The sequence below is a fragment of the Hydrogenophaga sp. BPS33 genome, from assembly GCF_009859475.1.
Lineage (GTDB): Bacteria > Pseudomonadota > Gammaproteobacteria > Burkholderiales > Burkholderiaceae_C > Hydrogenophaga.
On sequence record NZ_CP044549.1, the window covers coordinates 5,430,345 to 5,444,685 of the forward strand.

General features: G+C 65.2%; 13 protein-coding genes. 9 read left to right on the forward strand and 4 right to left on the reverse strand.

Features of this window, described 5'->3' with window-relative positions; genetic code table 11:
• Nucleotides 1–10: 10 nt before the first annotated feature.
• From ubiE to F9K07_RS25095, 3 genes are read right to left on the reverse strand one after another with little or no spacing between them, the layout of a single operon-like run.
• Entirely contained in the window at nucleotides 11–742 is a 732-nt protein-coding gene (ubiE, locus tag F9K07_RS25085; RefSeq protein ID WP_159596001.1) for a bifunctional demethylmenaquinone methyltransferase/2-methoxy-6-polyprenyl-1,4-benzoquinol methylase UbiE, read from the reverse strand.
• Between the two features lie 11 nt (nucleotides 743–753).
• Complete coding sequence (locus F9K07_RS25090) at nucleotides 754–1,167, reverse strand: gamma-butyrobetaine hydroxylase-like domain-containing protein (protein ID WP_159596002.1); 414 nt, start codon at nucleotides 1,165–1,167, stop codon at nucleotides 754–756.
• Nucleotides 1,168–1,172: 5 nt separating this feature from the next.
• Nucleotides 1,173–5,051, reverse strand: coding sequence for a DUF3683 domain-containing protein (locus F9K07_RS25095; protein ID WP_159596003.1), 3,879 nt, complete (start codon nucleotides 5,049–5,051; stop codon nucleotides 1,173–1,175).
• A 176-nt stretch (nucleotides 5,052–5,227) separates the two neighbouring features.
• On the opposite strand from F9K07_RS25095, the gene ugpB reads away from it, so the two are divergent.
• The 5 genes from ugpB to ugpQ all read left to right on the forward strand — a co-directional run bounded on the left by ugpB (nucleotide 5,228) and on the right by ugpQ (nucleotide 10,173).
• Nucleotides 5,228–6,541, forward strand: a complete 1,314-nt coding sequence (gene ugpB, locus F9K07_RS25100) for a sn-glycerol-3-phosphate ABC transporter substrate-binding protein UgpB (protein ID WP_159596004.1) — start codon at nucleotides 5,228–5,230, stop codon at nucleotides 6,539–6,541.
• Nucleotides 6,542–6,644: 103 nt separating this feature from the next.
• Nucleotides 6,645–7,532 carry a sn-glycerol-3-phosphate ABC transporter permease UgpA gene (gene ugpA / locus F9K07_RS25105; protein ID WP_159596005.1) on the forward strand — a complete coding sequence of 296 codons (888 nt, stop codon included), beginning with the start codon at nucleotides 6,645–6,647 and terminating at the stop codon, nucleotides 7,530–7,532.
• Nucleotide 7,533: 1 nt separating this feature from the next.
• The gene (gene ugpE, locus F9K07_RS25110) at nucleotides 7,534–8,385 is read left to right on the forward strand and encodes a sn-glycerol-3-phosphate ABC transporter permease UgpE (RefSeq protein WP_159596006.1); all 852 of its coding nucleotides are present in this window, start codon (nucleotides 7,534–7,536) and stop codon (nucleotides 8,383–8,385) included.
• Between the two features lie 40 nt (nucleotides 8,386–8,425).
• A complete protein-coding gene (locus F9K07_RS25115) occupies nucleotides 8,426–9,430 on the forward strand; it encodes a sn-glycerol-3-phosphate import ATP-binding protein UgpC (RefSeq protein ID WP_159596007.1) in 1,005 nt (334 codons plus the stop codon).
• Nucleotides 9,427–10,173 carry a glycerophosphodiester phosphodiesterase gene (gene ugpQ, locus F9K07_RS25120; RefSeq protein WP_159596008.1) on the forward strand — a complete coding sequence of 249 codons (747 nt, stop codon included), beginning with the start codon at nucleotides 9,427–9,429 and terminating at the stop codon, nucleotides 10,171–10,173. The genes F9K07_RS25115 and ugpQ overlap by 4 nt, the downstream gene beginning before the upstream one ends.
• Before the next feature lie 12 nt (nucleotides 10,174–10,185).
• On the opposite strand, the gene F9K07_RS25125 is transcribed toward ugpQ, so the two are convergent.
• On the reverse strand, nucleotides 10,186–10,452 hold the full coding sequence (locus F9K07_RS25125) for a hypothetical protein (RefSeq protein ID WP_159596009.1): 267 nt from the start codon (nucleotides 10,450–10,452) through the stop codon (nucleotides 10,186–10,188).
• A gap of 49 nt (nucleotides 10,453–10,501) precedes the next feature.
• Here F9K07_RS25125 and hemA point away from each other — a divergent pair, with 49 nt between their 5' ends.
• From hemA to grxD, 4 genes are all read left to right on the forward strand, one after another.
• On the forward strand, nucleotides 10,502–11,800 hold the full coding sequence (gene hemA / locus F9K07_RS25130; RefSeq protein WP_159596010.1) for a glutamyl-tRNA reductase: 1,299 nt from the start codon (nucleotides 10,502–10,504) through the stop codon (nucleotides 11,798–11,800).
• Between the two features lie 62 nt (nucleotides 11,801–11,862).
• Nucleotides 11,863–12,951 carry a peptide chain release factor 1 gene (prfA, locus tag F9K07_RS25135; RefSeq protein WP_159596011.1) on the forward strand — a complete coding sequence of 363 codons (1,089 nt, stop codon included), beginning with the start codon at nucleotides 11,863–11,865 and terminating at the stop codon, nucleotides 12,949–12,951.
• Entirely contained in the window at nucleotides 12,948–13,790 is an 843-nt protein-coding gene (prmC, locus tag F9K07_RS25140) for a peptide chain release factor N(5)-glutamine methyltransferase (protein ID WP_159596012.1), read from the forward strand. The genes prfA and prmC overlap by 4 nt, the downstream gene beginning before the upstream one ends.
• A 53-nt stretch (nucleotides 13,791–13,843) precedes the next feature.
• A complete protein-coding gene (grxD, locus tag F9K07_RS25145) occupies nucleotides 13,844–14,170 on the forward strand; it encodes a Grx4 family monothiol glutaredoxin (RefSeq protein ID WP_159596013.1) in 327 nt (108 codons plus the stop codon).
• Nucleotides 14,171–14,341: the final 171 nt, after the last annotated feature.

Here is a 14,341-nt window from a genome sequence, read left to right on the forward strand (position 1 = left end):
CAAAACCCACTCAACACTTGATGCCCACATGCAGCGCCACCACCCCGGCGCTCAGGTTGTGCACATCCACGTGGCCAAAACCGGCGTCGCGCATCATCTGCCTCAAGGCCTCCTGCCCCGGGTGCATGCGGATGGATTCGGCGAGGTAGCGGTAGCTGTCCTCGTCGCCGGCCACCAGCTTGCCCAATTTCGGCAACACATTGAACGAATACCAGTCATAGGCCTTTTCGAGCGGCTTCGCTACCCGGGAAAACTCCAGCACCAGCAATTTGCCGCCCGGCTTGAGGGTCCGATGCATTTCGGCCAGTGCAAGTTCCTTGTGCGTCATGTTGCGCAGGCCAAACGCCACCGACACAAAATCAAACGAGTCGCTCGCAAAGGGCAGCTTCTCGGCGTCGCACACCATGGTGGGCAAGACGATCCCCAGGTCGAGCAGGCGCGTGCGGCCTTCGCGCAGCATGGCTTCGTTGATGTCGGTGTGCACCACGCGGCCAGTGGGGCCGACCTTGCGCGCGAAGGCCAGGGACAGGTCGCCAGTGCCGCCAGCGATGTCGAGCACCTGGTCGCCCGGCTGCGGGTTGGCCACGGTGATCGTGTAGCGTTTCCACACGCGGTGCAGGCCACCCGACATGAGGTCGTTCATCACGTCGTACTTGGGCGCGACCGAGTCGAACACGCTGCGCACGTGGCGTGCTTTTTCGCGCTCGTCGACGTTCTTGAATCCGAAGTGGGTCGAGGCCATGGTGTGAGTACTCAGTGGTTGCCGCAGGCGTGACCGCCCTTGTCCGGCATGGGCGCATCGCGATCGACGCCAGCCGTCTTCAGACGCGCCTCGTAGTCGGCCCAGAGCTCAGATTGCTTCGAGCCCAGGAAATACAAGTAGTCCCAGGAAAAGATGCCGCTGCTGTGGCCGTCGGAAAAGGTGGGTTGGACCGCGTAGTTGCCCACCGGCTCCAGCGCGACGATGCCCACACCGCGTTTGCCGGTCTGCAGCACCTCCTGGCCCTTGCCGTGGCCCTGGACTTCGGCCGAGGGCGAGCAGATCCGCATCAACTCGAACGGAATCTTGAATTCGCTGCCGTCGGAAAACCCGACTTCGAGCACGCGCGATTGCTGGTGCAGCGTGATCGACTGGGGCGTGGGGGTGTCTTTGGTGAGTCCGGCCATGGCGCTCAGACTAGCACGCGTTCGATGCCACCCTGGTTGGCCTTGGCCACGTAGTCGGGCATCCACTGCTCGCCCAGGATCTGGCGCGCCATCTCGACCACGATGTAGTCGGCCTCGAGCAGGCCCGACTGCAGGTCGTCGCCGTAGCGGCTCAGGCCTTGCAGGCAGCTCGGGCACGAGGTGAGGATCTTCACGTTGTCCTTTTCGCCCACGGTGCCGGCAGCCCGCAAGGCGGCTTCGCCCTTGCGGATTTCCTCTTCCTTGCGGAAGCGGACCTGGGTCGACACGTCCGGCCGGGTCACGCCGAGCGTGCCCGATTCGCCGCAGCAGCGCTTGCTCTCCAGCACCTTGTCGCCCATGAGCGCCTTGACCGTCTTCATCGGCTCCTGCAGCTTCATCGGTGTGTGGCAGGGGTCGTGGTACAGGTAGCCCCCCTGCCCTGCCGGCAGGGTAATGCCTTTTTCCAGCAGGTACTCGTGGATGTCGATGATGCGGCACCCGGGGAAGATCTTGTCGAATTCGTAACCCTGGAGCTGGTCGTAGCAGGTGCCGCAGCTCACCACGACGGTCTTGATGTCGAGGTAGTTCAGCGTGTTGGCCACGCGGTGGAAGAGCACCCGGTTGTCGGTGATCATCTTCTCGGCCTTGTCGAACTGCCCGCTGCCGCGCTGCGGGTAACCGCAGCAGAGGTAGCCCGGCGGCAGCACGGTTTGCACGCCCGCGTGCCAGAGCATGGCCTGGGTGGCCAGGCCGACCTGGCTGAAGAGGCGCTCCGAGCCGCAACCGGGGAAATAGAACACCGCCTCGGTCTCGGCGTTGGTGGTCTTGGGGTCGCGGATGATCGGCACGTAGTCCTTGTTCTCGATGTCGAGCAAGGCACGCGCGGTCTTCTTGGGCAGGCCACCGGGCAACTTCTTGTTGATGAAGTGGATCACCTGCTCCTTGATCGGCGCGGTGCCCACGGTGGCACGCGGCGCAGCCGTCTGCTTCTTCGCGAAGCCCTTGAGCAGGTCGTTGGCGAAACGCTGGGCCTTGAAGCCGACCCCCACCATCGCGCTGCGGGCCAGCTTGATGGTCTCCGGGTTGGTGGCGTTGAGCATGAACATGGCTGCGGCATTGCCCGGGCGAAAGCTCTTCTGCCCCATCTTGCGCAACAGGTTGCGCATGTTCATGGTCACGTCGCCGAAGTCGATCTTGACCGGGCACGGGCTCAGGCACTTGTGGCACACGGTGCAGTGGTCGGCCACGTCTTCGAACTCTTCCCAGTGCTTGATGCTGATGCCGCGGCGCGTCTGCTCCTCGTACAGGAAGGCCTCGACCAGCAGCGAGGTGGCCAGGATCTTGTTGCGCGGCGAGTACAGCAGGTTGGCGCGTGGCACGTGCGTGGCGCACACCGGCTTGCATTTGCCACAGCGCAGGCAGTCCTTCACGCTGTCGGCGATGGCGCCGATGTCGCTGCGCTGCATGATGATCGACTCGTGCCCCATCAGCCCGAAGCTGGGTGTGTAGGCGTTGGTCAGGTCGGCGCTGCGCAAGGTGGCATCGCCCGCCGGCCCTTCGCGCAGCAGCTTGCCTTTATTGAAACGGCCTTCGGGGTCGACGCGCTGCTTGTAGTCGGCAAAGGGTTGCAGCTCCGCATCGGTGAGGAACTCCAGCTTGGTGATGCCGATGCCGTGCTCGCCCGAGATCACACCGTCCAGGCTGCGCGCCAGCGCCATGATGCGCGCCACCGCCTCGTGGGCGGTCTGCAGCATTTCGTAGTCGTCGCTGTTGACAGGGATGTTGGTGTGCACGTTGCCGTCACCGGCGTGCATGTGCAGCGCCACCCAGACGCGGCCCTTGAGCACGCGCTTGTGGATGGCATTGATTTCCGCGAGGAGCGGACCGAAGGCGGCACCCGCGAACAGGTTCTGCAACGGCGCGCGGATCTGCGTCTTCCAGCTCGCGCGCAGGCGATGGTCCTGCAACTCGGGAAACACGGTGTCGATGTCGCGCAGCCAGCCGGCCCACTGCGAGCGCACCTCGCGCACCAGCGACAGGGCCTGCTGCACGCGGTCTTCCAGCAATTCGGCACTGGGAATGTCGTTGGCATCGTCGGTCTTGCCCAGGGGCAGATGGCCCTTGTGGAAGAAGGCTTCGATCGCGTCGGCCAGCTTGATCTTGTTGCGCAGCGAGAGCTCGATGTTGATGCGTTCGATGCCCTCGGTGTACTCGCCCATGCGCGGCAGCGGGATCACCACGTCTTCATTGATCTTGAAGGCGTTGGTGTGCTTGCTGATGGCCGCGGTGCGCTTGCGATCGAGCCAGAATTTCTTGCGCGCTTCGGCGCTGATGGCGATGAAGCCTTCGCCGCTGCGCGAATTGGCCAGGCGGATGACTTCACTCGTGGCGCGCGCCACGGCGTCGGCGTCGTCTCCGACGATGTCGCCCACCAGCACCATCTTGGGCAGGGTGCCGCGCTTGCTCTTGGTCGCGTAGCCCACGGCCTTGAGGTAACGGTCGTCCAGGTGTTCCAGACCAGCCAGGATGGCGCCGCCGGGGCGCTTCATCTCGCCGAACATGAAATCCTTGATGTCGACGATCGAGGGCACGCAGTCCTTGGGGTTGCCGAAGAACTCCAGGCACACCGTGCGCACGTGCGAGGGCATGCGGTGCACCAGCCAGCGGCCGCTGGTGATGAGGCCGTCGCAGCCTTCCTTCTGGATGCCGGGCAGGCCGCTGAGGAACTTGTCGGTCACGTCCTTGCCCAGGCCTTCCTTGCGGAAAGTCTTGCCGGGAATCGCGAGCTGTTCGGCGCGCACGGGGGTCTTGCCGTCGGCCTCGAAATACTTCAACTCGAAGGTGGCCACCTCGGCGTCGTGGATCTTGCCCAGGTTGTGGTCCAGGCGGGTGACTTCGAGCCACTGCGCCTGCGGGGTGACCATGCGCCACGACACCAGGTTGTCCAGCGCCGTGCCCCAGAGCACGGCTTTCTTTCCCCCGGCATTCATGGCGATGTTGCCGCCCACGCACGAGGCTTCGGCCGAGGTCGGATCGACCGCGAAGACATGGTCCGCGCGCTCGGCCGCGTCGGCCACGCGCTGGGTGACCACGCCGGCCTCGGTCCAGATGGTGGGCAGGGGCTTGTCGTGCCCGGGCACCTGCACCCATTCAACCTCGGTCATGGCTTCGAGCTTCTCGGTGTTGATCACCGCGCTCTTCCAGGTCAGCGGGATCGCGCCGCCGGTGTAACCGGTGCCGCCCCCACGCGGGATGATGGTCAGACCGAGTTCAAAGCAGCCTTTGACCAGCAGGGCCATTTCGGCCTCGGTGTCGGGCGTTAGCACGACGAAGGGGTACTCCACGCGCCAGTCGGTCGCGTCGGTCACGTGCGAGACGCGCGAAAGCCCGTCGAACTTGATGTTGTCCTTGGCCGTGAGCTTGCGCAGCGCCTTGGTGGCGCGCTGGCGCAGCGCGGCGACCTCCTCGAACGAGCGGGCGAACCGGTCGACCGCGCCCCGGGCGGCGGTCAGCAGCTCGGCCACCAGGCCATCGCGCGCGGCGTCGTCGTTGGGGGTGCGGCGCTTCTGCACCTCGGCCAGGCGGTGGTGCAAGGCCTCCACCAGCTGCTGGCGGCGCTTGGGACTGTCCAGCAGGTCGTCCTGCAGGTAGGGGTTGCGCTGCACGACCCAGATATCGCCCAGCACCTCGTACAACATGCGCGCCGAGCGGCCGGTTCGGCGCTCGCCACGCAGTTCGTCCAGCAGGCCCCAGGCCCGCTCGCCCAGCAAACGCAGGACGATCTCGCGGTCGGAGAAGGAGGTGTAGTTGTAAGGAATCTCGCGCAAGCGCGGCGCGTCGTCGGTGGGGGTGGCGAGCAGCGAGAGCGGAGTGGGTGCGTTCATTTGTGGGGATCGGTCGCCGACACGACAGCGGCGAGCCCGGAATGGTACCGCAGCGCAACATACCCCCCTGCCCCCTGTGGAAACCCTGTTGTCACATGCTGTGAACGCATGTGCAATGGTTTTGACATATCCCGCCCCTACGCTGCCTGTTTCCGACTGTCCTACAAGGAGCAACCATGCACAAGCGTTTCCTATCCCTGACCGGCGCCGCCGCGCTCACCGCCATCCTGAGCGGACCGGCCCAGGCCCAAACCGAGATCCAGTGGTGGCATTCGATGACCGGTGGCCTGAACGACTGGGTCATGGACCTGGCCAACGGCTTCAATTCCAGCCAGAAAGACTACAAGGTGGTGCCCACCTACAAGGGCACCTACGACGAAACCATGCCGGCGGCCGTGGCGGCCTTCCGCGCTGGCAACGCGCCGCACATCCTGCAGGTCTACGAAGTCGGCACCGCCACCATGATGGCCGCCAAGGGCGCGATCGTGCCGGTGGGCAAGGTACTGGCCGATGCGGGTTACAAGTTCGACCCCAAGGCATACATCCCCGCCGTGGTGGGCTACTACACCGCGCCCAACGGGCAGATGCTGAGCTTCCCGCTGAACAGCTCCACCACCGTGTTCAACTACAACAAGGACGCCTTCCGCAAGGCCGGCCTGGACCCGAACAACCCGCCCAAGACCTGGCCTGAGCTGGTGCTGGCCGCGGCCAAGCTCAAGTCCTCGGGGGTAAGCTGCCCGTTCACCACCAGCTGGCAGGGCTGGACCCAGCTGGAGAGCTTCTCCACCTGGCACAACACGGAATTCGCCACCAAGGGCAACGGTTTTGGCGGCACCAGCGCGCGCCTGAACTTCAACAGCCCGCTGCACATCCGCCACATCGAAAACCTGGCCAACATGGCCAAGCAAGGCCTGTTCGTCTATCGCGGCCGCGGCAACGCCGCCGACGCACCGTTCTATTCGGGCGAATGTGCGATGGCCACGGCCTCGTCATCGACCTACGCCACCATCAAGAAGAACGCCAAGTTCGATTTCGGCATTGCACCGCTGCCCTACTACCCGGACGTAGCGGGCGCGCCGCAGAACACCGTGATCGGCGGTGCCTCGCTGTGGGTCATGGCCGGCAAGAAGGCGCCTGAATACAAAGGCGTGGCCGCTTTCTTCAACTACCTGACCAATCCCGAGATCCAGGCCAAGAGCCACCAGCGCACCGGCTACCTGCCGATCACGCTGGCGTCGTTCGAAGCCACAGAGAAATCCGGCTTCTACAAGCAGAACCCTGGCACCGACGTGGCGGTGAACCAGATGATCCGCAAGACCACCGACAAGTCGCGCGGCATCCGCCTGGGCAATTTCGTGCAGATCCGTGCGATCGAGGACGAGGAGCTGGAGCAGGTCTGGGCCGGCAAGAAAACCGCCAAGGAAGCGTTGGACAGCGCCGTCAAACGGGGCAACGAATTGCTGGTGCGCTTCGAAGCCGCCAACAAATAGGTAACGCGAAGAAGCGTGGCTTGGGGGTGGCATGCGTGTGCCGCCTCCCGCCGCCCTGGCGTGGTGATTTGCCTGAACCAATCATTCCTCTGCGGCGATCTACATGGCCTCTGAAAAACGCGTCGTTTTCCGCTCCGGCTGGTTGCCCTGGGTGCTGCTCGCGCCCCAGGTCGCCGTCATCCTGGTGTTCTTCTTCTGGCCCGCCGCCCAAGCGCTTCTGCAGTCGTTTCAACAGTCCGACGCGTTTGGCATTTCGACCGAATGGGTCGGTCTGAAGAATTTTGCCAACCTGCTCGCGGACGAGACCTACTTGGCGTCGTTCAAGACCACCGCTCTCTTTTCGGTGCTGGTGGCTGGGCTGGGCATTGGCATCTCGCTCGTGCTCGCGGTGTTCGCCGACCGGGTCGTCAAGGCCACGCTGGTCTACCGCACCCTTCTGATCTGGCCCTATGCGGTGGCACCGGCGGTGGCCGGCGTGCTGTGGCTGTTCATGCTGGCGCCGTCCATTGGGGTTGTGTCGTATGCGCTGCGGGGCCTGGGCATCGAGTGGAACAGCCTGCTCAACAGCAACCACGCCATGACCCTGATCGTGATGGCCGCGGTCTGGAAGCAGATTTCCTACAACTTCCTGTTCTTCCTGGCGGGCCTGCAGAGCATTCCGAAATCGCTGATCGAAGCCGCCGCCATCGACGGCGCGCACCCATGGCGGCGTTTCTGGAGCATCCAGTTCCCTCTGCTCTCACCCACCACCTTCTTCCTGTTCGTGATCAATGTGGTGTACGCCTTCTTCGACACCTTTGCCATCGTGGACGCGGCCACACAGGGTGGGCCTGGCAAGGACACCGCCATCCTGGTCTACAAGGTGTACTACGACGGTTTCAAAGCCCTGGACCTTGGCGGTTCGGCCGCCCAATCGGTCGTGCTGATGGCGATCGTCATCACCTTGACGGTGATCCAGTTCCGCTTTGTCGAGAAGAAAGTGCAGTACTGACATGATCGAACGCCGCCCCGGCCTGACCTTCCTGTCGCACGCCGTTCTGATCCTCGGCGTGGCGGTGGTGTGTTTTCCGCTCTATCTGACCTTCATCGCCTCGACCCAGACGTCGGAGGCCATCATCCACGCCCCGATGTCGTTGCTGCCCGGCAATCAGCTGATCGAGAACTACACGGCCGCGCTGCAAGGCACCGGCATGGGGGCCGCCTCCAACGCGCCGGTGGGTCGAATGATGATGGTGAGTTTGATCACCGCCCTGGTGATCGCCGTGGGCAAGATCGCGATCTCGCTGCTGTCGGCCTTCGCCATCGTCTATTTCCGCTTTCCGTTCCGCATGTTGTTCTTCTGGTGCATTTTCGTCACGTTGATGCTGCCCGTGGAGGTGCGCATCGGTCCGACATACGCCGTGGTCGCCAGCCTGGGCATGCTCAACACCTATGCGGGCCTGACCGTGCCACTGATCGCATCGGCCACCGCCACCTTCCTGTTTCGCCAGTTCTTCCTCACCGTGCCCGACGAGTTGGTGGAGGCCGCGCGCATGGACGGCGCCGGACCCATGCGGTTTTTCAAGGACGTGCTGGTGCCGCTGTCGGTCACGTCCATCGCGGCGCTGTTCGTCATCCAGTTCATCTACGGCTGGAACCAGTACCTGTGGCCGCTGCTGGTGACCACCGAGGAGAGCATGTACCCGGTGGTGATCGGCATCAAGCGGATGATCAGCGGAGGCGATGCCGCCACCGACTGGAACATCGTGATGGCGACCGCCGTGCTGGCCATGATTCCTCCCGCCCTTGTCGTGATCCTGATGCAACGCTGGTTCGTCAAGGGACTGGTGGACACCGAGAAGTAAGGCCAGTCGAACTTTCTCCCCACAAACAAAAAACCGTTCCATGGCATCCATTTCCCTGCGCAACGTCGTCAAACGCTACCGCACCGGCAAGACCGAACTGCAAGTGATCCATGGTGTCAACGCCGAGATCGACGATGGCGAATTCATCGTCATCGTCGGCCCCTCGGGCTGCGGCAAATCGACCCTGCTGCGCATGGTGGCGGGTCTGGAGGTCGTCAGCGGGGGCGAGATTCGCATTGGCGATCGTGTCGTCAACGACCTCGAACCCGCCGAGCGCGACATCGCGATGGTGTTCCAGAATTACGCGCTCTACCCGCACATGACCGTGTTCGACAACATGGCCTATGGGCTGAAGATCGCCAAGGTGCCCAAGGAAGAGATCCGTGCGCGCGTGGACAAGGCGGCCAAGATCCTGGAGCTGGGCCACCTGCTCGAGCGCAAGCCGCGCGAACTCTCGGGCGGCCAGCGCCAGCGCGTGGCCATGGGCCGCGCCATCGTGCGCCAGCCGCAGGTGTTCCTCTTCGACGAACCGCTGTCCAACCTGGACGCCAAGCTGCGCGCCCAGACCCGGCTGGAAATCCAGAAGCTGCACCGCGAACTCGGCATCACCTCGCTCTTCGTCACGCACGACCAGGTCGAGGCCATGACCCTGGCAGAACGCATGATCGTGATGAACGCCGGCAACATGGAGCAGTTCGGCACGCCCGAGGAGGTCTACTCGACCCCGGCCACCACCTTCGTGGCCAGCTTCATCGGTTCGCCGCCCATGAACCTGCTCAAGCACGCGCCGGGTGGGCGGCCTGGCCGCATCCTGGGCATCCGCCCCGAGCACATCGACATCGGCTCCGACGGCTGGGCGCTGCAGGTGGAAACGGTGGAGCTGCTGGGCGCAGAACGCCTGGTGCACGCCGTGCTGGGCGACGAGCGCCTGATCATCCGCACTCACGAAGACCAGGGTGCGCCGACCATCGGCAGCACCATCCACGCCAGACCCCGCGAAGACCGCTTGCACTGGTTCAACGTGGAAACCGGGCATCGGGCGTGACGGGAGATTGGCCCTACCCGCGCTGGATCGCGCACCGTGGCGCGGGCAAACTCGCCCCCGAAAATACCCTCGCCGCCTTCCGCCTGGGCGCAGCGCACGGCTACCGCATGGTCGAATGCGACGCCAAGCTCAGCGCCGATGGCGTGGTCTTCCTGCTGCACGACGCCACGTTGGAACGCACCACCAACGGCAGCGGTGTGGCCGGTGACAAGACCTGGAATGCCTTGAGCCAGCTCGATGCGGGCCGGTGGCATTCCCGCGCCTTCGCGGGCGAACCGCTGGCCACGCTGGAAGGTGTGGCGCGCCATTGCCAGGCCCACGGCCACTGGATCAACATCGAAATCAAACCCACGCCCGGCACCGAAGGCGCCACGGGTCTCGCCGTCGCGCGGGCCGCTGCACGCCTGTGGTCGAACCATCCCGATCGACTGCCTTTGCTGACGTCATTTCAGCCCGAGGCACTGGCAGGTGCACTGGAAACAGCCCCCCATCTGCCGCGCGGGCTGTTGCTCGACACCCTGCGGGACGGCTGGAGGGAGGCAGCCAGGTCACTGGATTGCGTGGCCGTGGTGTTCAACCACGCGCTGTGGGACGCCACCACCGTGGCCCAGGCGAAGGCGGCCGGCTTGCGAACCCTGGCCTACACCGTCAACGACGAATGGGCCGCGCAGCGGCTGCTGGATCTGGGCCTGGACGGGATCATCACCGACCGCGTCGACTTGTTCCCACCCGCCGAGGGGTAATCAGAGTCGCGCTCAGCGCCGGTGCAGCCACCAGGCCAGCGTGCCTTGCACAGCCACCAAGGCCGCATAGGTCGCGATTTTTCCGTCACGCTCGAAGAACACCAGCCCGGCCAGCAGCACCACGACCCCGGCCACGACCAGCATGAACGCCTCCAGGCGGGCACCCGAACGGGCACGGCCTGCCCGGCGCAAGCGCGGCACCGTCCACAGCATCAGCGCCACGAAAACCGCTGGCGCGATGAAGCCGGCGAGGTGCGCCAAAAACGCGAATGGCGTCATTGAGAAAGGTCAACGGCGTGCATAAGCGATCAATTTTATAATCGCCGCCATGTCTGTCTGGGCTCTCGGCATCAACCACAACACGGCTCCGCTCGATCTGCGGGGCCGTTTTGCGTTCGCGCTCGACCAGATCCAGCCCACCCTCAACGGCTACCGCCAAAGTCTGGCGCGCCAGCCCGAGGCCACGCTGCTCTCCACCTGCAACCGCACCGAGCTCTATGGCGCGGGCGACCAGTCGGCCGTGGATCCGACGCTGGAATGGCTGGCCCAGACCGGCGGCGTGAGCAGCCATGTGCTGCGCGACCATGCCTACGTACTGCGCGACGACGAGGCTGCCCGCCACGCATTTCGCGTTGCCAGCGGCCTGGACAGCATGGTGCTGGGCGAGGCACAGATCCTGGGCCAGATGAAGGACGCCGTGCGTGCCGCAAACGATGCCGGCGCGCTGGGTACCACGTTGCACCAGTTGTTCCAGCGCTCGTTCGCGGTCGCCAAGGAAGTGCGCAGTTCGACCGAAATCGGCAGCCATTCCATCAGCATGACCGCTGCCGCTGTGCGGCTGGCCGCGCAGCTTTTCGAAGACTTGCGCGACATCAAGGTGCTGTTCGTCGGTGCGGGCGAGATGATCGAATTGGCCGCCACGCATTTCGCGGCCAAGAACCCCAAGGGCATGTCCATTGCCAACCGCACGCTGGAACGCGGTGAAAAGCTCGCCGGACGCCTGGGTGCCGAAGTGATGCGCCTGGCCGACGTGCCCGACCGCCTGCACGCGTTCGACGCCGTCATCAGCTGCACCGCCAGCACCTTGCCCATCATCGGCCTGGGCGCTGTCGAGCGGGCGCTGAAAAAACGCCGCCACCGCCCGATGTTCATGGTCGACCTGGCCGTGCCGCGCGATATCGAGGCCGAAGTCAAGGACCTGCCCGACGTGTACCTGTACACGGTGGACGACCTGGCCACGGTCGTGCAAACCGGCAAGGAGCACCGCCAGGCCGCTGTGGCCCAGGCCGAGGCCATCATCGATGCGGGCGTGCTCAGCTTCATGCACTGGATGGAGCAGCGCGACCCGGCCCATGGCGTGGTGCCGCTGATCCAGCAGATCAATGCCCAGGCCGACGCTTGGCGCGCCGCCGAAATGGCGCGTGCGCGCCGGCTGCTGGCCAAGGGTGAACCGGTCGAGGCCGTGCTCGAAGCGCTCTCGCGTGGACTCACGCAAAAGATGCTGCACGGCACCCTGGCAGAGCTGCACACCGGGGACGTCGCCACGCGCGCCGCCACCGCGCAAACGGTCTCGCGCCTGTTCCTGCGCGACGAACTGCCCAAAACCTCGCGCGACGCGCACAACTAGCTGACTAGCTCCGCTGTGGTGGTTGCGGGCGCAGGCCCGCGCCACCGGCGGGCCGTTGACCCATGAAACCCTTTGTCCGAGACACCCTGCTGCGCCAGCGAGCCCGTTTGCACGAACTCGATGCGCTCCTGTCCGCGCCCGACGTGGTCGAGCAGATGGACCGCTTTCGCGCCCTGAGCCGCGAGCATGCCGAGGCCTCCACCGTGGTAGAGGTATTCAACCGCTACCTGCAGCGGGAGGCCGATCTCGCCTCGGCCAGGGAATTGCTGGACGACCCCGACATGGCCGATATGGCGGAGGAAGAAATCCGCGCCGCCGGAGCCGACATCGAACAACTCGACACCGAGTTGCAACAACTGCTGCTGCCCAAGGACCCCGACGACGAGCGCAACGCATTCTTGGAAATCCGGGCCGGCACGGGTGGCGACGAATCGGCGCTGTTCGCGGGCGACCTCGCGCGCCTGTACACGCGGTACGCGGAAAAGCAGCGCTGGCAGGTGGAAACTGTGAGCGAGTCGCCCAGCGAACTCGGCGGCTACAAGGAGGTGGTGCTGCGCGTGGCCGGACCCGGCGCCTACGGACGGCTGCGTTTTGAGTCCGGCGGCCACCGCGTGCAACGCGTGCCCGCCACCGAAACCCAGGGCCGCATCCACACCAGTGCTGCCACCGTCGCCGTGATGCCCGAGCCCGACGAAGCCCAGGCGGTACAGCTCAACCCCAGCGAACTGCGCATCGACACCTACCGCGCCAGCGGCGCGGGTGGGCAGCACATCAACAAGACCGACTCCGCCGTGCGCGTGACCCACCTCCCCACCGGCATCACCGCCGAGTGCCAGGACGGCCGCTCGCAGCACAGCAACAAGGCCAAGGCGCTTCAGGTGCTCACCGCGCGTCTGCAGGAAAAAGACCGCAGCGAACGCGCCGCGGCCGAGGCGGCCACGCGCAAAGGCCTGGTCGGCACCGGCGACCGCAGCGACCGCATCCGCACCTACAACTTCCCGCAAGGCCGCATCACCGACCACCGCATCAACCTCACGCTCTACAAAGTGCTGCAGGTCATGGAAGGCGATCTGGACGAGGTCATCCACGCGCTGCAAGTGGCACGCGGCACCGAGCTTCTGGCCGAGCTCGAACAGCGCAACGGCGCATGACAAACACGTCCCTGCGCGACGCCGTGGCGCGACTGCAGCGCGATGGCGTCGACCGCGTCGACGCCTGCATGCTCGTGTTGCTGGCCTTGCAGCGCAGTCCACACGACCGCGCCTGGCTCCTGGCGCACGACGCAGACACCTTGTCCGCCGAGGCCGCTCAGCGCCTGAGCGGGCTGTCGCAACGCCGCCAACGCGGCGAACCCATGGCCTACCTGCGCGGCGACCAGGAGTTCTATGGCCTCACGCTGCAGGTTGACGCCCGCGTGCTCGTGCCGCGGCCCGACACCGAAACCCTCGTCCTTTGGGCCATGGAGCAACTGGACACAATGTCCTCGCCCGCCCGCGTGCTCGACCTGGGCACCGGCAGCGGCGCCATCGCGCTGGCCATCAAGGCGCAGCGGCCCCACGCAGAGTTGTTTGCCACCGACGCCAGCGAAGACGCCCTGAGCGTGGCGCAAGCCAACGCCAGACGGCTGGGACTGGACGTCCACTTCCATTCGGGCCGATGGCTGGCGGCCGTGCCCGGCCAACGCTTCGACCTGATCGCCAGCAACCCGCCCTACATCGCCGATGCAGATCCCCACATGGCCGCACTGGGGCACGAACCCCGCACGGCCCTCACGGCTGGCGCGGATGGCCTGGACGACCTGCGCACCATCATCGCCACGGCGCCCGGTGCCTTGAACCCGGGCGGCTGGCTGCTGCTGGAACACGGGCACGACCAGGCTGAGGCTGTCCGAGTCCTGCTCCACGACGCCGGTTTCGAGCACGTCGGCAGTCGCCACGACCTCGCGGGCATTGCCCGCTGCAGCGGCGGCCAATGGCCACAGGCGCGATAATGTGGGCCGTTTCCGGGTCCCCCGGACCCGTTTCGCAGAAGGACCTTTCCACCATGAGCGACGACGCACAAACCCGCATCGACCAGCTGGTCAAATCCCACGACATCGTGCTGTTCATGAAAGGCAGCGCGAGCTTCCCCATGTGCGGCTTCTCTGGCCGCGCGATCCAGATCCTCAAGGCTTGCGGCGTCGAGCCGCGCACGCTGACCACCGTCAACGTGCTCGAGGACGACGGGATCCGCCAGGGCATCAAGGAATACAGCCAGTGGCCCACCATTCCACAGCTGTATGTCAAGGGCGAGTTCATTGGTGGCTCCGACATCATGATGGAGATGTACCAGTCGGGGGAGCTGCAGCAGGTCATCAGCGGCGAAGCCTGACCCTTTTTCTCCGCGCAGAAAGCGAGCAGCCACCTCCGGGTGGCTTTGTGCTTTTTGCGTGGGCTGACGCGGCACGCTCGGTTCCGCGCTTTTTCGCACGAGGCCGATCGATCTTTCCGTGTGCGGTCCATGGGTGTTGCTTTTTCGATCCCCACTCGGGCACGTCTTGTG